21 protein-coding genes are annotated in these 19969 nt (G+C 64.8%); 11 read left to right on the top strand and 10 right to left on the bottom strand.

Going from position 1 to position 19969, the window contains the following annotated elements:
• The first annotated feature begins 93 nt into the window (after positions 1 to 93).
• A complete protein-coding gene (locus ABD687_RS11020) occupies positions 94 to 1236 on the top strand; it encodes a hypothetical protein (protein ID WP_310291227.1) in 1143 nt (380 codons plus the stop codon).
• Between the two features lie 2 nt (positions 1237 to 1238).
• On the opposite strand, the gene ABD687_RS11015 is transcribed toward ABD687_RS11020, so the two are convergent.
• The 9 genes from ABD687_RS11015 to ABD687_RS10975 form a co-directional block, all read right to left on the bottom strand.
• Entirely contained in the window at positions 1239 to 2783 is a 1545-nt protein-coding gene (locus ABD687_RS11015; RefSeq protein WP_310291229.1) for an FAD-dependent monooxygenase, read from the bottom strand.
• Between the two features lie 61 nt (positions 2784 to 2844).
• On the bottom strand, positions 2845 to 4260 hold the full coding sequence (locus tag ABD687_RS11010; protein ID WP_310291231.1) for a cryptochrome/photolyase family protein: 1416 nt from the start codon (positions 4258 to 4260) through the stop codon (positions 2845 to 2847).
• A 36-nt stretch (positions 4261 to 4296) separates the two neighbouring features.
• Entirely contained in the window at positions 4297 to 5154 is an 858-nt protein-coding gene (locus ABD687_RS11005) for a prenyltransferase (protein ID WP_302266408.1), read from the bottom strand.
• Positions 5154 to 5552, bottom strand: coding sequence for a lycopene cyclase domain-containing protein (locus tag ABD687_RS11000; protein ID WP_310291234.1), 399 nt, complete (start codon positions 5550 to 5552; stop codon positions 5154 to 5156). The genes ABD687_RS11005 and ABD687_RS11000 overlap by 1 nt, the downstream gene beginning before the upstream one ends.
• Positions 5549 to 5920 (bottom strand): lycopene cyclase domain-containing protein, encoded by a 372-nt coding sequence (locus ABD687_RS10995; protein ID WP_302264251.1) that lies wholly within the window; start codon positions 5918 to 5920, stop codon positions 5549 to 5551. Before ABD687_RS10995 ends, ABD687_RS11000 begins: the two co-directional genes overlap by 4 nt.
• On the bottom strand, positions 5917 to 7563 hold the full coding sequence (crtI, locus tag ABD687_RS10990; RefSeq protein WP_344760988.1) for a phytoene desaturase family protein: 1647 nt from the start codon (positions 7561 to 7563) through the stop codon (positions 5917 to 5919). Before crtI ends, ABD687_RS10995 begins: the two co-directional genes overlap by 4 nt.
• A gap of 11 nt (positions 7564 to 7574) precedes the next feature.
• Positions 7575 to 8519: a phytoene/squalene synthase family protein gene (locus tag ABD687_RS10985; protein ID WP_310291240.1), complete on the bottom strand. Its 945-nt coding sequence runs from the start codon at positions 8517 to 8519 to the stop codon at positions 7575 to 7577.
• 3 nt (positions 8520 to 8522) lie between these two features.
• Positions 8523 to 9641 carry a polyprenyl synthetase family protein gene (locus tag ABD687_RS10980; protein WP_310291245.1) on the bottom strand — a complete coding sequence of 373 codons (1119 nt, stop codon included), beginning with the start codon at positions 9639 to 9641 and terminating at the stop codon, positions 8523 to 8525.
• Complete coding sequence (locus ABD687_RS10975) at positions 9638 to 10138, bottom strand: MarR family winged helix-turn-helix transcriptional regulator (RefSeq protein ID WP_302264255.1); 501 nt, start codon at positions 10136 to 10138, stop codon at positions 9638 to 9640. Before ABD687_RS10975 ends, ABD687_RS10980 begins: the two co-directional genes overlap by 4 nt.
• A 121-nt stretch (positions 10139 to 10259) precedes the next feature.
• Between ABD687_RS10975 and ABD687_RS10970 the strand changes: the two genes are divergently transcribed.
• Both ABD687_RS10970 and ABD687_RS10965 read left to right on the top strand, forming a co-directional pair.
• Positions 10260 to 11078: a tryptophan-rich sensory protein gene (locus ABD687_RS10970; protein WP_302264256.1), complete on the top strand. Its 819-nt coding sequence runs from the start codon at positions 10260 to 10262 to the stop codon at positions 11076 to 11078.
• On the top strand, positions 11075 to 12547 hold the full coding sequence (locus ABD687_RS10965) for an SDR family oxidoreductase (protein ID WP_310291248.1): 1473 nt from the start codon (positions 11075 to 11077) through the stop codon (positions 12545 to 12547). Before ABD687_RS10970 ends, ABD687_RS10965 begins: the two co-directional genes overlap by 4 nt.
• On the opposite strand, the gene ABD687_RS10960 is transcribed toward ABD687_RS10965, so the two are convergent.
• Complete coding sequence (locus ABD687_RS10960; protein WP_310291251.1) at positions 12544 to 13110, bottom strand: MarR family winged helix-turn-helix transcriptional regulator; 567 nt, start codon at positions 13108 to 13110, stop codon at positions 12544 to 12546. The genes ABD687_RS10965 and ABD687_RS10960 overlap by 4 nt on opposite strands.
• 329 nt (positions 13111 to 13439) lie before the next feature.
• Between ABD687_RS10960 and rlmN the strand changes: the two genes are divergently transcribed.
• The 8 genes from rlmN (at position 13440) to trxA (ending at position 19923) form a co-directional block, all read left to right on the top strand.
• The gene (rlmN, locus tag ABD687_RS10955) at positions 13440 to 14645 is read left to right on the top strand and encodes a dual-specificity RNA methyltransferase RlmN (RefSeq protein ID WP_264268917.1); all 1206 of its coding nucleotides are present in this window, start codon (positions 13440 to 13442) and stop codon (positions 14643 to 14645) included.
• Positions 14646 to 14698: 53 nt separating this feature from the next.
• Positions 14699 to 15166, top strand: a complete 468-nt coding sequence (locus tag ABD687_RS10950) for a carboxymuconolactone decarboxylase family protein (protein WP_372342867.1) — start codon at positions 14699 to 14701, stop codon at positions 15164 to 15166.
• A gap of 7 nt (positions 15167 to 15173) precedes the next feature.
• Positions 15174 to 15995 (top strand): oxygenase MpaB family protein, encoded by an 822-nt coding sequence (locus ABD687_RS10945; protein WP_310291255.1) that lies wholly within the window; start codon positions 15174 to 15176, stop codon positions 15993 to 15995.
• A 243-nt stretch (positions 15996 to 16238) separates the two neighbouring features.
• A complete protein-coding gene (locus ABD687_RS10940; RefSeq protein WP_310291256.1) occupies positions 16239 to 16814 on the top strand; it encodes a SipW-dependent-type signal peptide-containing protein in 576 nt (191 codons plus the stop codon).
• 12 nt (positions 16815 to 16826) lie between these two features.
• Positions 16827 to 17429 carry a SipW-dependent-type signal peptide-containing protein gene (locus ABD687_RS10935; RefSeq protein ID WP_310291259.1) on the top strand — a complete coding sequence of 201 codons (603 nt, stop codon included), beginning with the start codon at positions 16827 to 16829 and terminating at the stop codon, positions 17427 to 17429.
• A gap of 11 nt (positions 17430 to 17440) precedes the next feature.
• Positions 17441 to 18637, top strand: coding sequence for a signal peptidase I (locus ABD687_RS10930; RefSeq protein ID WP_310291261.1), 1197 nt, complete (start codon positions 17441 to 17443; stop codon positions 18635 to 18637).
• Entirely contained in the window at positions 18634 to 19206 is a 573-nt protein-coding gene (locus ABD687_RS10925) for a hypothetical protein (RefSeq protein ID WP_310291262.1), read from the top strand. Before ABD687_RS10930 ends, ABD687_RS10925 begins: the two co-directional genes overlap by 4 nt.
• Positions 19207 to 19557: 351 nt before the next feature.
• On the top strand, positions 19558 to 19923 hold the full coding sequence (gene trxA / locus ABD687_RS10920) for a thioredoxin (protein WP_264271873.1): 366 nt from the start codon (positions 19558 to 19560) through the stop codon (positions 19921 to 19923).
• Positions 19924 to 19969 lie beyond the last annotated feature (46 nt).

Below are 19969 nucleotides of genomic sequence, written 5' to 3'. Positions count from 1 at the left end.
GGACCTTCCCGCCCTCAAGCTCCGCGAGCCGGGCGAAGCGGTCGGGACCATCGGCTTACTAGTGCGTTGGCGAAAAATGAAAGAATCAACGATGTGGATAACGAACTTGAACCCGGGCGCCGGCGTGAATCGGCGGAGATCCAGTTCCGCAGCGAAAGCTGGGCACTGTGGCTCGGGTTCGGCTGTACGGCCCTGGGCGTGGCGGTCGGGCTCGTCGGCTTTGCAAACCACCGTCCGGATTTGGCGGGCTTCCATTCCGTGGGCGTGTATTCCGCGATCCTGGCGGCACTGACAGCGTCGGGCGGAAGCGTCCTCGGCTACCTGAGGGTGCTGACCAAGACCCAGACCTGGCTACTGGACTTTCCGCTCTACCGGCAGATCATCAACGCCGGCGCACTGGTGATCATCCACGCGGCAATTTCCGCGATGGCGGCACTTGTCACCTTTCGGATCTTTCAGGACGCCTTCCTGGGACTGACCGTGGACAGGTATGCGGGCAGCCTCATGTTGGGCATCACCGCCGGAATCGCCGGCTATGTTGCCCTGCTGTCCTCGGCGCGGGTGACGGCACAAAGCCTGTCAACGCTGCTGGCAGCCTTCATGACCACCGGCGTGTTCATCAGCATGCTGGCCGCTGAGAACCCGTTCTGGTGGCGTTCGATGTTCTCCGCCCTTGGCACCAGGTCCTCCGGGCTCATGTCCTTCTGGACGTTCAACGTCACCCTGGTCGTCTCCGGCCTGGTGCTCAGCACCCTGACCGCGTTCATCGTGCGCGACGTGATCAGGATGGCGCGCATTCACGACAGGCTGGCCACCGCGCACGGAAGGCCGCTGCCGCGTTTCATCCGGCCGCGCCCCGCGGTGGTGCGCACCTGCCTGCTGGGCCTGGGGGCCTGCGTCATCGGGATCGGACTGATCCCGTTCAACGTCTCGGCGCCGGTGCACTCGGCCATCGTGCGCATTGCCGCGGGATTCATCGTGGTGCTGCTGCTGGGCGCGGCACTTTGGCTGCCGGGATTCCCCTGGGTGTTCCACCTGCTCTCATTTGCCTGCTTCCTGGGGCTGGTGGGCGCTGCCCTGCTCTGGCAGCCGCTGGCCTACTACAACCTCACAGCCTTCGAGCTGGCGGTCGTGGGCATCGTCTTTGGCTGGCTCAGCGTGTTCATCCGCACCACCGACGCGGCCCTCGCCGTCAAGAGGAAGGAACTTGCCGACGTCTTGGCCGTCAACAGCTGAGCTTAGGTGCCCACGTGTTCGAAGTGGGCCACGAACATGTCAGGCCGCACCAACACCACCGAACCATTGGGCAGGCGGCGCTTGGGAGCGGCGACAAATTCATGAAGCGGCACCTGGTACTCGGCGGCCAGTTGCTCCCCGCGCTCCCTTCCGGCCGGGCCGTAGACGTGCACCTGCCAGCGGGCGTCGTTGAGCACCTCGAAGTTGTCGGCGTGTTCGCCGGTGCGGTTGGGCACCCATGGCAGGCGGCGGCCAAGCACCTGTCCGCGTCGCCTGGTCCGGGCAAAGCCGGTGGCCAGGGTGGCACGGTCCTTGGCGCTGTCATCCATCCAGTAGTGGATGCGGATCTGCGAGAGGTACCCGAAGAAGCGCCGCCCGGCAGGTATTCTGCCCATCAGGCGCACGGCGGCCGGCCACACCAGAGGCAGCACCCGGGTGCGGATCGTGCGGGCCAGCAGGGAATCGGAGGTGGCGGCGCTGAAGAGCCTGTCGGTGGTGGCCACCAGGCGCAGGGCCACGGGGCGGCGTTCGACTTCGTAGCGCTCCAGGTAGGACTCGGGCATGCGGCCGGAAAAGACGTCAGCCATCTTGCACACCAGGTTGTGTGCGTCCTGCAGCCCGGTGTTCATGCCCTGCGCTCCGACCGGCGAGTGGATGTGGGCGGCATCCCCGGCCAGGAAAACCCTGCCCCGGGCGAAGCGCTCGGCAACGCGGTGATGCACGCGGTAGGTGGTGAACCACGAGGCCGATCCGTACATGACACCGAACTCGCGGCGCAGGCTGGCCCGGGCGCGGTCCTCGTCGATATCGGGTTTGTCCCCGGTGGAGTCCTTGGGTTCGTGCAGGATGCCCAGCAGGCGACGCCGCTCGCCGCCGGAGTCATCCCTGCCCATCGGGAAGCCGAGCATGAAGTTCTCATCGGAAAAGCGCAGGTTGATTCCCGAGCCCATGCCGGTGACCCCCTGGGCGTCGAGCACGTAGAAGACCTCGTCGTCGGTTTTCCCCTCAAAGGCAATGCCGAGGGATTCGCGGATGGGGGAGGAAGCGCCGTCCGCGGCGATCACGTAGCGAGCCGAAATGTGCACCGGCCCCTGCGGCCCGGTGCACTTGATGAGCAACTGGTCCCCAGTGTCCGAAAAGGACTCGTAGCCGTGCTCCCAGAGCACTTCGTTGCCCGCGTCTTTCAGGTAATCGGCCAACAGCTCCTCATTGGCGCTCTGTTCCAGCATGGTCAGTCCCGCGAAGGGCGTCTGGGCGTAACCGAGCCGGTTGAGCTTGATGCTCTTGAAACTGCGGGACCCGATGCCCGGGCGCATTTCCCCGGTCGGCACCGAGCGTCGCTTGACCTCGTCCGCCAGCCCCAGTTGGCGGTAGATCTCCATGCTGCGTGCCTGCAGCGCCAGGGCGCGCGATTCGCGGGTGGGACCCGACTTCATGTCAATGACCCGTGCGTCGATCCCGAAATTCTGCAGCCAAGCCCCGGCCATCAAACCCGTGGGCCCGGCACCGATTACCAAAACGTCTGTGTGCAGTAGCGTCGCGTCCATGAAACCCACGCTACGCCCCCATGCCCGGCAAAGCACTGATACGGGCCTTGTGGCGGCGCAATCACGTGCCGGTTTCCGCCGGGGGTGTCTCCTTCATCCGCGCAAGCGAGTCCAGGGCCCGGGCACGGGAGGCCATCAGGTCCACCATCTGATCGACCTTGGAATACGGGACAAAGCGGTCAATGTAGGAACCGTGCGGATCAAATTTCTTGGCCTGCAGCAATGGGTTGAAGACCCTGACGAACGGGGACGCGTCGGCCCCGCACCCGGCGACCCATTGCCAGTTGGCCGGGTTTGATGCCGCGTCCGCGTCCACGAGGGTGTCCCAAAACCATTCCTCGCCCACCTGCCAATGGATACCCAGGTTCTTGACCAGGAAGCTGGCGGTGACCATGCGGACCCTGTTGTGCATCCATCCCGTTTCCCAAAGCTGCTTCATGCCGGCGTCCACCAGCCCGTAACCCGTCGAACCATCGCACCAGGCCTTGAAGTGGCGGGCCGCCGTTGTTTCCTCCGGCCCTCTGTTTACGCTGGAGCCGGGCCAGGCCCAGTCAAACGCGTCGAACTCGCTGCGCAGGTTGCGGGTAGCCAAATCCGGGTAGTGGTAGAGCAGGTTCCAGCAAAAGTCGCGCCACACCAGTTGACGCATCAAGGCCCGCGTGCCCTCGGCTCGCTCGGGATGGACGCGCAACATGCGGCTGAGGGTCTCCCAGACCTCGACGGGACCCAGATGCCCCCAACGCAGGGCCGCCGACAAACGCGAGGTGCCGTCGGTGTCGGGCCTGTCGCGGGACGTGGCGTAGTCGCCGGCGATTTCCTCCAACACCACGCCCAGGCGGTCCCGGGCCGCGGCCTCGCCCGGAACCCAGGCGGCGGCCAGTCCGTGCGACCAGTCGGGAGCCGAGGGCAACAGGCCCCAGTCATCCAATTTTTCCGAGGTCAATTCGGTGGTCACGGGTTCCTGCGCTTCGGGCCTGTCCAGCACCGGGCGCATCGGCAGCCGCTGCAGCGCGTTGAAGAAGGGCGTGAAGACCTTGAAGTTCCTTGAATCCTGGGTCAGCACGGTCCACGGTTCGTGCAAGAGCGTTCCGGCATGGCTGTGGGCCTCAAGCCCGGCGTCGGTCGCCAACTTCTTGGCCGCTGCGTCGACGGCGCGTTCGGCTCCGCCGTAGCGACGGTTCCAATGCATCGTGGAGATGCCGTCGGCGGCGAGGAGCCCCCGAAGGACCTCGGCCGCGGCACCGCGGCGCAAAAGCAATGGCACGCCGAGTCCTGCCAATGATTCACGAAGCTCGTTTAATGCGTGATGCAGCCACCACTTGGCAGCGCCGCCCAACGGACGCACGCCGGGGGACTGCTCGTCAAGGATGAACAGGGCGGTTGTCGGCCCCGAAGCCATGGCGGCACAGAGCGCCGGATTGTCGGCCACGCGCAGGTCGTCGCGGAACCACACGATGGTGGATGATGCCTGGTTCATGTTCGTGCTCTTTCGTGCGGACGGTGGTTTTTGGGACTAGCGGGACAGGGCGTACCAAATCAGCAGCATGGTGACGAGGAACCCCGTGGCATAGTTCAGCCAGAGGAAGCGCACCCATCCGGCATGGGCGCGGGCGGAATCCTCGTCGTCCAGCCGGGCATGGGGCAGCACATTGGCCAGGTAGGGCAGGGCCAGCAGGCCCGCCAACGGGCCCGGCCAGTCGGTGAACAGGAGCAATGCGCCGGCGGCGAGGTAGGCTGCGGCGGCGAACCTGACGGTCCGTTTCGCCCCCAGCACCGTGCCGATGGAACCCAGCGATGCTGCGCGGTCGGGGACGATATCCTGCACCGCGCCGAACGCGTGTGAGGCCACGCCCCAGAGAAAGAACGCCAGCAGGATCGCCACGAGCGCCGCGTCGAAACCGGCCCCCGCCAAGGCCAGTCCGTAGAGCGCGGGGGAGACGAAGTGGGTGCTGGAGGTCAGCGAGTCCAGGAAGGGACGCTCCTTGAAGCGCAGGTGCGGAGCGCTATAGGCGTAGAGCGCCGCCATCGATACCAACAGCACCAGGTTCGCCTGCCAGGAACCAACGATTCCCAGCACCACCAGGAATGGCAGGCAGGCAACCGCGCAGGCCGCTAGGATCCCGCGGTGCCGGCTGCGGTCCACCACCGCGCCTTCGGCCCCGCCCTTGCGGGGATTCAACAGGTCCGATTCGTAGTCGAAGACATCGTTGATCCCGTACATGGCCAGGTTGTAGGGAACGAGGAAGAAGAATGTTCCGACCACCCAGATCCAGTCGATTCTCCCGGCTGCCAACAGGTATGCCGCGGCAAAGGGGTAGGCGGTGTTGACCCAGGAAACGGGGCGGGAAGTCATGAGCAGTTCGCGCAGCATCATGGTGTTTCCTTCCCGGTCCGGATCACTGGCGCCGGGCCCGATGGGGCCTGGGCAATACCGCTTCCCTTCACCGAAGCTCCGATTCCCATAGGTGTCTTGCCCCCTGCGATCCACCACAGGGCAGGGACGAAGAACACCGCGCAGACCGGGTAGCTGAAGTCCTCCACCGGGGCCAGCCCGATGCGGAGGCCCAGCAACGTTTGGCTCCCGTAGCCAAAAAGCCCGGAGCCGATCATCACGTTGTCGAACACCGCGGTCAGCACCCAGAGCACGAGCAGGGCGAGCCCCATCGGCGGAAGCACCGTGCGCAAGCTGATCCGGCGCAGGCGCACCGCCAAGAGGAAGAGCAACAGCGAACCGAGCATGAAGCACAAGGACAGCAGGGCGAAGTTCATGCTGTCTCCTTCGAATCCGGTAGTGGCGTGGCGGTGGAATGGCGGTCGGTGCCGGCGGCTTTCCGCCGTGCCCGCCAGGCCATGGCGCCGGTGAACAGGACCATCGTGTTGTAGCAGAGGAACAGCAGGAAGAAGGCTTCCTCCAGCGGCAACTGCTCGCCCAGCATCACCCCGGTCATAAGCGCCGAATCACGGTGCAGGAAGATCCCCAGGTCGATGGCGATGACGTCCCAGAGCAGGAACATCGCGGTTCCACCGGCCAGCGCGAGCAGCGCGGGAAGCGGTTGGGCAAAGACGAACAGCCGGTACCTGGCATCCAGCACCGCCATGCAGGCAATGAGTGCCAGCAGGATGAGCAGGTAGGTCATGGTGTCGCCGCCCGGGTGGGTTCGGTCTTGGGCTGTGTCCCTGGCGACAGCCGGCAAGGGACCATGGGTCCCTTGTCCTTGATCCCGTTGACTGCCTTCGCGATAATTTCGGCACTGATCAGGCACATCGGAACTCCGATGCCCGGGCGCACCGAGCTGCCGGCATAGTGCAGGCCGCGAATCTTCGAGCTGTGGTTCGAGGGCCGGAAGAAGGCCGACTGGCTCAGCGTGTGGGCCAGCCCCAGGGCACCGCCCTGCCAGGCATTGACGTTTTCCTCGAAGTCGCCGGGGCCAAGGCTTTGGCGCACCACGACCCTCTCGCGCAGGTCAGCAATGCCCGCCCAAGCGGCCAACTGGTCCAGCGCGGCATCCGCAACCGCCTCCACCGGCGGTGATCCGGTTCCGTCCGGGCCGCCCTTGCCCCACGCGGGCAGGGCGGGGGAAGGCACGAGGATGAACAGGTTTTCATGTCCGTCCGGTGCCACGGAGGGATCCGTGGCGCTGGGCATGCAGACATACAGGCTGGTTTCCTCCGATAGGTCCTCTCCACGGTGGATGCGCCCGAAATTGTCGTCCCAGTCGGTGGTGAACAACAGGTTGTGGTGGCTGAGCTTGGGGAGCTTGCCCCGGATGCCCAGACAGAGCAGTACGGCACTGGGCCCGGGATCGCGCCGCTTCCAACTGGCTTCGGAGGAGGAGCGAAGTCTCGCCGGGAGCAATTCGGTCTCCAGGTGGTGCAGGTCTGCGGCACCCACCACCACGTCGGCTTTCAGGCGTTGCTCCGGACCCGTTATGTGGCCGGGGTCGCCCGCCTCGACCCAGCGCACCGCCTCGACCCGGGGTGTGCCCGCGGCGGTGTCAGCGTCGATGCCCGTGACCCGGGCGCCGGTGATGATCGTGACGCCGGCGGCCCGGCAGAGTCCTGCCATCACGTCGACCAGGTGTGCAAAGCCGCCCATCGGGTATTTCACGCCTTGGGTCAGGTCCAGGTGGCTCATCAGGTGGTAGAGCGCCGGGGTGCGCTTGGGGCTCGAGCCCAGGAACACCGCGGGGTAACCCAGGATCTGGCGCAGGCGCGGATCGCTGAAGCGGCTGGCCACGAGGGAATCCAGGGAGCCGGCCAGCAGCGGTGCAAGCCGTGGCAGCAGCGCCACCACCCGCGGGTCCAGGAAGCTGGCAGGAGAGGAGAAATCCGCATAGAGAAAATGCTTCAGCGCCAGGTCGTAGCTCTCGGCGGACTGTTCCAGGTATTTATCCAGCGCGGCACCGGCACCAGGCTGGAGGGATTCGAAGGCTTCGCGGGCCCCGGAGCCGGATGGCATGTCCAATGGGGTGTAGTCGCCCTGGAACCAGGTCCGGTAGCCGATCCCGAGGTCCACGAGATCCAGCTCGGTGTCCGTGGAAGTGCCCATGAGCTCAAACCAGTGCTCGATGACTTCGGGCATCAGGTACCAGGAGGGGCCGGTGTCAAAGCTGAAGCCCTCGCGTTGCAGGCGTCCGGCGCGGCCACCGAGCACCGTCTGTTTCTCCAGCAGCGTGACCCGGTGGCCGGAGGCGGCCAGCAGTCCCGCGGTGGCCAAACCGGAGAAACCGCCGCCGATGACGACCACCTCTTGTGCGGCAGTGTGGGCAAGGTTCTTCATGGGTTTCGCTTTCATGCCGCATTCACCGTGGCTGACTTGGGACGCCGGCCCATGGTGGTGCGCAGCGCGATGTATGCCTTGCGGCGGGCGGGAACGGAGATCCGTCGGGTCATGAGCTCGGCGGCGTCGGTGTGTTCGAGGCGGCGGTTCAGTTCGCTGAACAACCCGTGGGCCATGGACACTGCCTGTGCGGCTCGCGGCGCCAGGTGGGGGATGCCGCGGGCCGCGGCGTCCAGGTCCGCCCGGATCTCGTGGACCAATGCGTTCTTGTGCGCGTCGGTGAATGCCGCCGGGTCCAAACCCGGGAAGTAGCTGCGTCCCAGTGAGGAGGTGTCCTCCGCCAGGTCGCGCAGGAAGTTGACCTTCTGGAAGGCTGCGCCCAGTCGTCGGGCGGCGGCCTCGGTTTCCGCCTCGTGTCCGGTGGGGGCGTGGGGCATGGAACGGAAGACCCGCAGGCACATCAATCCCACGACCTCCGCCGACCCGTAGATGTAGCCCTGAAGAGTCGTGGCGTCGTGGGTGGACACCTCCAGGTCGCTGCGCATTGAGGCGAAGAACGGGCGGGTCAGCGCGGTGTCGATGCCTTGGGAACGGGCGGTGCAGGCGAAGGCGTGCACGATCATGTTGGTGCTGTAGCCGCTGGCCAGCGCCGCCTCGGTTTCCTCCTCGAGCCGTTGCAGAGCGGCAGCGACGGCAGGCGCGTCCAGCCCGGCCTCGCGGGCGACCCCGTCGACGACCTCGTCGGCCAGGCGCACCAGGGCATAGATATTGGAGATGTGTTCGCGCGCGGGGCGCCCCAGCATGCGGCAGGCCAGCGAGAACGAGGTGGAGTATCGGGCGATGACGACCCGGGCGCTGCTGCTGGCCGTGGCCGAGTAGCGTTGCAGGGCGGTGGGCCGGCCGCTTGCGTGGCCGGCGGCCGGTGCCCCGGTTTTGACTGCGGTGTCGTGTTTCACGGACTAGGCCCCCCGGTTCAGGATCAGGCCGGCGAAGCCCTCGAGCTCGGTGGATACATGGGCAGGCAGCCCCAAGGCGCGTGAGGCGGAGGTGGCACTGGCGCACAGGTCCTGGGCCAATTGCCGGGCAAAGCGCTCGGCGCCGGTCGATTCCAGCGCGGAGCGCATGGCCTGCACGTCCGTTCCCCGGTCACGGAAGCGCTGCAGGTCCTCGGTGAACCCGGGAGTGGAGGCAGCCATGGCGGTGAGGATGGTGCTTTTGCCCTCGCGCAGGTCGGACTCGATGGATTTTCCGGTTCGTGCCGGATCCCCGAAAGTCCCCAGCACGTCGTCGATGAGTTGGTAGGCAACGCCCAGCTGGCTGCCGATGTTGGCCAGGGCGGCGGCCCCGGTGGCATCTGCGCCTGCCAGCAGGGCACCGGTGTGCAGCGGCACCTGGAAGGAATAGGCGGCGGTCTTCAGTTTTTCCATGCGCAACACCTCCTGCACCTGGGCGGGCGCTGGATCCAGGGAAAAGAGCAGGTCTTCCAGCTCCCCGGCACCCGCGTGGTGGATTGCCTGGTGGAAGGAGTTCTCGATGATGGCTGCCTGGGGCAGTGAATCGGCGGCCCGCAGGGCGAGCTTGATGGCCGCGGCAAGCAACAGGTCGCCGGCGATGATGGCTGCCGCGTGGCCCGCATGCTCGGCGTTCTCCGCCGACTTGCCGCGCGCCAGCGCATCGTCGCGGTACAGCGCCGAGAGGGTGGGGCGCCCGCGCCGGGTGAAGTCGCGGTCGATCACGTCATCGTGCATCAGGAGCGACCCATGGAGCAGTTCGAAGGCGCAGCCCAGCAGAACGACGCGTTCGGAAACTTCGCCGAATTCAGCGTTGTCCACCGAGGCTGGAGCGAATGCCTCGTGGCCCAGCATGACCAGGCGCGGCCGGGTGAGCTTGCCACCTTCCAGTGCCTGTCCAATGCGGGACCACAGCATTTGGGTGGCCTTGGAGTATTCCCCGGACGCGCGCCGATGTTCCTCGATGACAGAGGACAACAGCTGGCGGACCCGCGACTGGAGCACTTCCGTTTTCCCGGGTGCGGCGGACCCGCAAGTCTGCGCGGGACTTTGGGTTGGCAGGCTCATGATCGTTCGTTCCGTTTCTGGGTGGTGGCGGGAGGGGCCAGGGTGTCGATCTGGGTGTGCATGGCCGTGAGGATGCCCTCGAGGTACCTCACCACGGCGCGTTGTTCATCGGGGTCCAGCTCCTGGATGCCAAGTTCCGCATCGTTGAACAGCGGACGCAGTGCGGTCATGGTCAGGTTCACTGCCCGGGTGCTTGGATGGACGCGGATACTGCGTCGGTCAGTGGGATGGGCCGCCCGCGACACGTAGCCGCGATCGCTCATCCGGTCGATGAGCGCTGTGGTCGCCGCGCTGGAAATATTTAGTTTTCCGGCCAGTTCACCCGGAGTCATGGGGCGGTCAAGCATCAGATGCTGCAGGGCCTGGAAGTCGGTCTCGTTGATGCCAAGATGGCGACACACCGCGTGTTCAAGGACATCATTGAGCATGAGGACCTCGTGCAACAGCTTCGATGCCGCGTGCGGACCGGACGTCTCGCCCGTGGAAACCTTGATCATCTATACCTCGAACGGTTGATTACTAGCTTAGCTATATACATCATGGGTTAACAAGTTAGTGTTTGTCGAGTAGGACTGACGCATTCAGTGAAAATTTCCCCCGAGCCAAGGAGATCTCCCCATGCATTCCCCACCAAAGGCCTCCTGGACCATCCGGATAGTCTGTGCCGCAGCGGTTTTTGCCGCGATCGCCGGCGCCTTCATCGGCAGCGGAGCGATGGGCGGCACCCCAATTGCCGAGGCTGCGGACGGCAGCCTGGGCGCAGATTCGACCTTGCTGGCTCCCGGCACCGGCGCCTTTTCCATCTGGAGCCTCGTGTATCTGGGTCTGGTCGTCTACGCGATCTGGCAACTGACGCCCCGCGCCGCACGGAGCGACACCCAGCGGCGGATCCGTCCGTTGGCGGCAGGCTCCGCGGTCCTCAACGCCCTGTGGATCGGCGTGGTGCAAGTTGGCTGGTTGGGTGCAAGCGTCGTGGTGATGCTGCTCCTGCTCGCGGTTCTGGCGAGGATCTTCATGCTGATGCGGCCGCACATCGAACATCCCGCCGAACGCTGGATCATGGCACTGACCTTCGGCCCGTACCTGGGCTGGGTCAGCGTGGCGACGGTGGCAAACATCGCCGCGTGGCTGGCGGCCCGGGGCGTGGGTGACGGAGCTGAATGGGCCACGCCCCTGGCCTGCGTTCTGGCGGTGGTCGCGGCCTTGATCGGTGCCATGACCGTGGTGTATTCCGGTGGCAGAATCGCGGCGGCCCTCGCCATGGTGTGGGGTATTGCCTGGATCGGGGTGGGGCGCGGCGACGGCGGCCTGGAATCCATGCCCGTCTCCGTCACGGCGTATTCTGCGGCTACGGCCCTGCTGCTCTTCGCCCTCGTCGCTGCGGCAAGGCGCCGGGTTTATCCGGCCGCGACGTCCGCATCCGAGGTCGCGGCATGAGCGTCATCGCCGTCACCGGAGCCACCGGCTACATTGGCGGGCGGTTGGTCCCGTTGCTGCTGGAGCAGGGACACAGCGTGCGGGTGCTCACCCGTCGAAGCAACGCCCTGCGCGATGTTCCCTGGGGGACACGGGTGCAGATTGTGGAGGGGGATCTCACCGATCCGGATGCCGCCGCGGAACTGTGTGAGGGAGCCGAGGTCCTCTACTACCTGGTCCACTCCATGGGCGGCACCAGCAATTTCGCCCCCGTTGAGGAACGTTGTGCCAACACGATTGTGGAAGCGGCACGGGCCGCGGGCATCGGGCGTCTGGTCTATCTCTCGGGTTTGCATCCCGAGGGCGAGCTGAGTCGCCACCTGGCCTCCCGGGTCAAGGTCGGGCGCATTCTGGAATCCAGCGGCATTCCCACCATTACGTTGCAGGCGGGGCTGATCATCGGCTCCGGGTCCGCAAGCTTTGAGATGGTCCGCCACCTTACTGACGTGCTTCCCGTGATGCCTGCCCCGCGCTGGGTGCTGAACCGGGTGCAGCCCATCGCCGTGCGCGATGCCCTGCACTACCTCAGTCAATGCGCACTTCTTCCCTCGGAGGTGTCCGGCACCTACGACATCGGCGGACCCGAGGCACACAGCTACGGGGACATGATGCGCCTCTATGCCGATGCCGCGGGCATCCGCCGCCCGGTCATCCTGGCGCTCCCGGTGCTGACCCCGTGGCTGGCGGCCCAGTGGGTCAACCTGGTCACCCCGATCCCGCGCGCGCTGGCCATTCCGCTGGTCGAGTCCCTGCAACACGACTGCGTGATGCGAAACCGCGACATCGATGCGGTCATCGACCGCCCTGCAGAGGGGCTGACCGGGTACCGGAGCTCCGTTGAATTGGCACTGGCCAAGATGCGTGATGACACGGTGGAAACGACATGGGCCACCGCCCATGCCCTGGAGGCACCCGCCGAGCCGCTGCCCTCGGATCCGCAATGGGCCGGGCACACCGTCTTCACCGATGTTCGGGAGCGAGATACCAGTGCGAGTCCCGCTGCGTTGTTCCGGGTCATCGCGTCGCTGGGCGGGGAAACCGGCTACTACTCGCTGCCCGGTGCCTGGGCGCTGCGCGGGATCCTGGACAAGCTCGCCGGGGGAGTGGGCCTGCGCCGCGGGCGGCGCAACCGCACCTCCCTCGCGTTGGGGGACGCGGTGGACTGGTGGCGCGTGGAGGAGCTGGTGCCGGATCGCCTGCTGCGCCTGCGCGCGGAAATGCGGGTCCCCGGGCGGGCCTGGCTGGAGCTCTCGGTGGAACCGACCGAAACTGGAAGCCACTACCGACAGCGTGCGGTGTTCTTCCCCGAGGGCCTGGCGGGCCGGCTGTACTGGCTGGCGATCGTGCCCTTCCACGGGGTGATCTTCTCCTCCATGGCCCGTCGCATCACCACTGCCGCCGAGGCGCTCGAGGCCACGGACGCGGCCTAGCCTTGGGAGGGCTTGCGCTCGCCGACCGATCCGATGCTGTCCTCAAGGTCCATGGCCGTTTCGGCGAGGAAACGGATGACCACCTCGCGTTCGGCGGGGCTCAGCCGCGCGGCCGCGCCGAAGCGCGCGGCGTGGTGCCGACCGACCTGCTGGCGGGCGGCAAGGTGGGTCTCGGGGGTCACGGTGATGCACAGGGACCGGCGGTCGGTGGGGTGTGCCGCGCGCACCACGTGTCCCGCCTTCTCCAGCCGGTCCACCATCTTGGTCACCGAAGCGGTGGTGATCCCTAGGTGCTTGGCAAGCATGCCCGGAGTCGCCGCGGTGTCGGTGTTCTTGGCCGAGATCAGGAACCTGATGGCCCGCATGTCAGTCTCGTTCAGGTTCATGTAGCTTTGCGAGGCACGGGAGATCTTGCGTTCAACGGCCCGCAACCTGCCCATTTCGGCCATGATCCGATCGATCTGCTTCAGCGTTTCCTCGCTGAGCTTCGACCTGTCGATCAATTCGCTGCGCGGGTCGCTCGAGGCAAGGTTGAAGATCGTGGGAAGTTCCTCGCGGTCCACTGGATTCCACTCCCTTCCCTTGCGCAGGCTGATAAGTTCGACGTCCCCATGATACGACCCGGTCAGGCCACGGCCGGTATCGCCCGGGTTCTGCGACCGGGAAACCTCGCACGGCCGTCCTGCTCGCCCCCCTGTTCGCCGCGGGTCCCGCGCGGCGGCCCCGGGTGGTGCCCAATCTCACCGCCCACACTCTGGACATGCATGGGAGAATGGAAACGATGACTTCCCCCGAAAAAACCCCAGTGACCGTGCCTGCCACTACTGCGCCCGCCGCAGAGGACGCCGCGGCCCGTCGCGCCGCCCAGGCCGCGGCCCAGGGTGCCCAGCAAATGCGCATCTCCGAATCCCGTGCCAAGGCCGAGGGCCGCGCACAGGTGCGCCCCACCGCCGAGGGGTGGAAGCAGGCCATGGGCGAGGACGGCCGCCCGCAGCTCCAGTTCACCGCCAAGGCCCGCGTCAGCCAGCCGCCGATGCACCTTGCCGACCTCACGCTGGCCGAACGAGCCGCCAAGCTCAAGGAGATCGGCCTGCCGGCCTTCCGCGCCAAGCAGCTCTCGGTGCACTACTTCCAGCACTACACCACCGATCCCGAGCTGATGAGCGACCTTCCCAAGGACCGCCGCGCCGAGATCGCCGAGGTCATGTTCCCGAAGCTGCTGACCGAGGTGAAGCGACTGGCCACCGACGATGGCCGGACCATCAAGTTCCTGTGGCGCCTCTTCGATGGCTCGCTGGTCGAGTCGGTGCTGATGCGCTACTCCAATCGCATCACCCTGTGCATCTCCTCGCAGTGCGGCTGCGGCATGAACTGCCCGTTCTGCGCCACCGGCCAGGCCGGTCTGACCCGCAACATGTCCACCGCCGAAATCCTGGACCAGATCGTCCAGGCCAACCGCGTGATTGCCGAGGGCGGACTGGGCGGCCAGAAGCACCCCGAGGAGCGCGTGGGCAACATCGTGTTCATGGGCATGGGCGAACCCCTGGCCAACTACAAGCGCGTCATGAACGCCGTGCACCGCATGGTGGCCGAGGCCCCCGAGGGCCTGGGCATGAGCGCCCGCGGCATTACGGTCTCAACCGTGGGCCTGGTCCCGGCCATCAACAAGCTTGCCGAAGAGGGCGTCCCGGTCACCTTCGCGCTGTCGCTGCACGCGCCGGATGACGAACTGCGCGATGAGATGATCCCGGTGAATTCGAAGTGGAAGGTCGACGAGGCCCTGGATGCCGCGTTCAACTACTACGTGAAGACCGGTCGTCGCGTCTCCATCGAGTACGCGCTGATCAAGGACATGAACGACCACGGCTGGCGCGCGGACCTGTTGGCCCGAAAGCTCAACGCCCGCGGCCGCGGCTGGGTCCACGTGAACCCGATCCCGCTGAACCCGACCCCGGGATCGGTCTGGACCTCCTCGGAGCCGGACGTCACCGCCGAGTTCATCGACCGCCTGGAGTCCGCCGGCGTGCCCACCACGCTGCGCGACACCCGCGGCAAGGAAATCGACGGCGCGTGCGGCCAGCTCGCCGCGGCTGAGTAGGCTGTAACCACCACGTTGGGGCGCGATGCGCCATTGATGAGATGAGTCGACAAGTGTCACTGGCAGCACCGTTTTTCCTGGACAAGTCCGACACCGCCAGCTGGAAGGCCCTGAACGGCCTTTCGCTCAAGGTCAAGGAAGCCGCGGATGCCGCCGGGCTGGGCACACGCCTCATCGAGCTGCTCAATGTGCGCATTTCCCAGATCAACGGCTGCTCGTACTGCCTGGACATGCACGGCCGGATGGCCCTGGAAGCAGGCGAGACCTCCCAGCGACTGGCGGTGCTCTCCACCTGGCGTGAGACCGAGTTGTTCGACGACCTGGAGTCGGCCGCGCTCTCGGTCGCCGAGGCCGCCACCTCCCTGCCTGACTCGGAAGCACGGATTGCCGAGCTGGCAGCCTCGCGCCTGGTACTCGACGACGCGCAGTTCTCCGCCGTCCAGTGGGCAGCCATTGCCATGAATGCCTTCAACCGCGTCTCCATCCTGTCCCAGCACCCGGTGCGCCCGAGCAAGAAGTAGCGGGGCCATGGCAGCGGGCACGACCGATTCCCGGGGCGCGGAGACGCGACCCGAATCCGTGCTCTCGCGCTTCGCCCCGGAAGCCGTCTACCTGCTGGGCGGGGGACGCGCCATCCTGCTGCAGCTCGCGATGCCCGGGGTTGGCCACGGTGTGGCCAGGCATTCGAATTTTGCCGTCAATCCGTTGGGCCGCCTCAACGGCACCTTGACGTATATCTATGCTCTGAGCAACGGTACCGACGAGCAACGGGCCAAGGTCCGGTCGATAGTTCACGAGGCTCATGCCCCGGTCAAGGCGCCGGCCGCCCAGGATGGATCGCACCCTGCCTACTCTGCGCGTGACCCGAAGCTGCAATTGTGGGTTGCCGCCACGCTCTATGACTCGGCTATGCAGATCCAGCGTGCGGTGTTCCCGCCGCTCGACGATGACACAGCCGAGGCCCTGTACCGCGATTATGCGCAGCTGGGAACCGAACTGGGGATGCCCGCTCACCTCTGGCCTGCGACCCGGGCTGACTTCGCGGAGTACTGGGCCGAGACGCTTGGGCAATTAAGGGTCGATGCGCCGGTACGTGCGGTCGCACATGAACTCCTGGCCGCCAAGCAGGCACCGCCGTGGATCCGTGCTGCGATGCCACTGGTCCGGCTGATGACCATCGGGCTGCTGCCCGAGCCGGTGCGCACCATGTTTGGCTTCTCATTTGGCCCACGCCAACAGCGCCGAATGGACCTGGTGCTATGCTCCGCACGCATATCGACGCGAATCCTGCCTCGGGTCTTTCGGCACTTTCCGATGCATTTTTACCTCCGTCGTCTGGATAGGCGATAACTACCCGCAAATTATCGTGAATAAGGAACCCGCGACTAGCCGCTTGACTAGTCTGTTAGCGACAACTGGATAGGGTTCCCCGGTAAATGGCCACGACTTGGCAAAAAACCTATTATCGTGCTCATTAGAGACGTTTTCCTGTTAGATTCTTAGGTAGTTGATACATCAACTAATGGCGTTCGCGTAGTACCGATTCAGCTGGGGCTGACGGTCGCGCCGGAGAATATTAGCAAGGGGGAGCTCATGTCTCAGAAGGAAAAGAACCGCAAGATCCGGGCGATATTGGCCGGTGGAATGGTCCTTGGGGTCGGTGCAGCGGTGACGCTTGCCGCCTGGAGCGATTCCGAGTTTGCGGAAGGCATTTTCGGCACTGGTGCGTTCGATCTAGAAGGTAGCGCTACCGGAATCGGATATAGCAGCCACACGGAAGGCAATGCCGTCGACTTGTCCTTCCCGCTTGACGCCTCAGAGATTTCGGCAGACCAGACGATTCAAGCACCGTTTGCCGTTCGGTTGAGCGAAGCAACAACCGAGAATGCGAACGTGACAATGGCCGCGGAATTTGTGGGAAGCATTAATGGGCTGAGCTACGAGGTTTACAAGACGGAGAGTTTTGGCTGCGTTGGTCTGACTACTCCCTTTGCATCGGGGGCATTCGATGGAATTCCCACCAGCGAAGTACAAGCGTTTACTCTCGACCAAGGCACCACTTCTGCGGGCCCCGAGCAAAACCTTTGCTTCGTTGTAAAAGCAGATGCCAGCCTGCAACAGGGCGCGAATTCAACGGTCATTTGGCAATTTGAAGCCAGACAGCAGTAGTAGGACTAGTTCATGACTACGATGCGGGCCAACACATGGCGCAAAATCGCCGCTGTGCTGGCAGGCGGCCTGGTGCTCGGCGTCGGCACCACGGCAACGCTTGCCGCATGGACCGATGAAGAAAACGCCACCGAAACCTTCAAAGCCGGCACCTTCTCGATCGTCGGCAGCACGAACGGAGCCGATTTCAGCGACCACCCCACTTCACCCGGTGCCGCCCTTGATTTCACGGTCACTCCGACTGCCTTGGTCCCCGGAACGACGTCGTACGCGTTGTATTCGGTGAAAACGGCAGCAGGGAGCGTATCCGGCTCCGTGCAGCTGACCGCGGATCCGGACAACGATACCGGGCTCGGAAAGTACCTGCACTACGGTGTCAGAACCCTCACGGATCCGATCTGCGATGCTGATACCTTTACGGATGCCACTTCGGTCGACATTGTCGGCTCAGGGAGTGAACTAACGGTTGGATCCAACCAGAAGCTCGATTTGGAACCCAACGGGGCCTCCGCCATCAACTACTGTTTCGCCGTCAGCTTGCCCACGACCGCACTCAACGAAGCCCAAGGCACCACGCTCACCGGACGCTGGGTCTTTGCGGCGACGGCCGAATAGCAGGGTTGGCCATGGATAGACGCATGCGGGGAGCGGGGAAGATCCTGGGCGATGCCGTGTTGAGCCTGGCGGCGTTCGGCGGATTCGTCTGTGTGCTGCTGGTCATTGCCGCCTTCGCGTTCAACGTTTCCTTGATCATGTTCAAGACCGGATCCATGAGCCCTACGATTCCGGCTGGTTCTCTGTCTTTGGTACAGGAGATCCCGGCGACCGAAATCAAAGTCGGGGATGTCGTGACAGTGGACCGGCCGGCGGCCCTGCCCATCACTCACCGGGTGACTTCCGTGGCCGACGGCCCGTCACATGCCGAGCGGATCATCACCATGAAGGGCGATGCTAATGAGGCCGAGGATCCGTTCCCATACACCGTGGACACCGTTCGGATTGTTCTCGCCTCCGCACCCAATCTGGCATACGGCATCGTCTGGCTTTCGAATCCATGGGTGATGGCGGTTCTCACTCTGGGCGCATCTGGGTTGGTCACTTGGGCGTTCTGGCCGCGGGATCTGCCGAGCCAAGACTCCGATGAGCAGGAAGACCCACTGCCCCTGCCGGAGCAATCAAGCAGCGGATCTCAGTCCGGGCTGGGAATGCTCGTCACACCATTGGCTCTTGGTCTCGCGTTGGGGAGCCCTGTCCAGGCAGTGGCAGAGGAGGTCATAACGAGCGACCACCTGACATTGACAAGCATCGGCAACCGCGAAGCAATGTCTCAACTCGCTCCCGGTGAACCCGTGCAATGGCAGGTGGGCGTTACCGCTGCGGAGTCGGAGCCCGGCGAAGTCCGGGTCGAACTTGTAGGCAACGGGAACCCCGGTCTAAGGCTGCATTCCACCATTCGGTCCTGTGACCGGCGATGGGTGGAGGGAACCTGCGCCGGTGAAACGTACCAGCTACTGGTCCCGGGTCCTGTTGCCGTCGACGGAACGATTCGCAGGCTGATATCCATGCCAGTGGCCGAGGAGCGATGGCTGCTCTTTGATCTCTGGCTGCCCGAGGACCCCGTCCCCGCAGCCGGAGGATCCGTTCAATTGGAGGTGCATGCCTCCGGTTCGGGCGATGAAATCGCGGTCTCACCCGGGCCGGTCGGCCCCCTTGCCGCGACCGGAAGCAATCCACTCCTGCCGCTGTTCGCCGCCTTCGGGTCCGTCGCTCTAGGCCTCGCGCTGGCCGGAGTGGCTAGAGCGCGACGAAGGCGGAGTCGGTGAATCCTGCTGTGTCCCTGAACCGAAATGCACGGCGCCAACGCCCAAACCGCCTGCGCCTTTGTGCAGCCATCGTTATGTGTGCCGGACTCCTGCTTTCATCGGTCTCGCCAGCGGCAACGACGGCTGCTTGGAAGAATGCCGAACACTCGTCGGCCGACTTCTCAGCGCTAGTGGTGCCGGCGCCGATCATCGACAGCTGCACGGCAGAGATTGGCATCGCCGGCGTGAATCTCAAACCCCGCATCACTCTCATCTGGCACTATCCGTCGACCGAATACGCGCTCAACGATGCTCAATATTGGTATGGAGATGTTCCTGCGATCGGATCCCTACCTGTTCTGGGCCCCTTGCTCTACGGGGAGGAGGTTTCGACAACGGGGACGGATCCCGGTCCCTACACGAGCACCTTTGAGGGCGGGCTGCTGACCGACCTCCTCGGGGGAACTACCGACGTCGGAGTATCTGCGACTCACGAGTCAGGCTGGTCTTCCAAGGTATCCACTGCTCGTGCGACCTTCCCCTTGCTGTTGCTGGGTGAGAAAGAGTGCGACTTCACTAACGCATCCTGACATCAATCCGGCCCCTTGGATGTCGAATGTGATCCAGCGAAACGCGTGCTTGCCATTGCTTATGCAATGGTGACGGAACGAGACTGCTTTCGTACGAGCTGGCCTGCTAGGCGCAGTTGCAGCGATCAGCAACGGCGACGTCGCCGAGCGCATCCTCGATGTGCTCGCCGCATCCAGCCCAAGTCGGCTTGGCGCAGCTGTCGCAGGTGACCTTCTTGCACATGGGGTGACTCCTTTGGAAGATTTTTGAACGAACTCTCTAGGAATATTACCGTTGAGCGTGTGGTTGACCTATTTGCGGATACGCTCGTGATCCGCGGCAATCAAACCTCCCGAAGGGATGAAGCACGTATGGCTTCCGTTGAACTAAACTCCGCAAATTTTGAATCCACCATTACCGAACCAGGCACCGTATTCGTGGACTTCTGGGCCGCATGGTGCGGCCCGTGCCGCAACTTCGCACCCGTGTTTGAGGCAGCCAGCGAGAAGTACCCGGACATCACCTTCGGCAAGATCGACACCGAGGCCGAGCAGCAGCTGGCAGCTGCCGCGAACATCACCTCGATCCCCACGCTGATGGCGTTCCGTGACGGAATCCTCGTCTTCTCGCAGCCCGGCGCATTGCCGGCAGAGGCGCTGGAAGACTTGATCGGACAGGTCCAGGGACTAGACATGGATGCCATCAAGAAGGACATCGCTGCTGGATCCCAGGCATAAGACACCTGCTCGTTAGCGATTAGAAGGCCCCGCAACCTGAACTGCT

The organism is Paeniglutamicibacter sulfureus, from assembly GCF_039535115.1.
GTDB lineage: Bacteria > Actinomycetota > Actinomycetes > Actinomycetales > Micrococcaceae > Paeniglutamicibacter > Paeniglutamicibacter sulfureus.
This window is presented reverse-complemented; position numbering and strand designations above follow the sequence as displayed.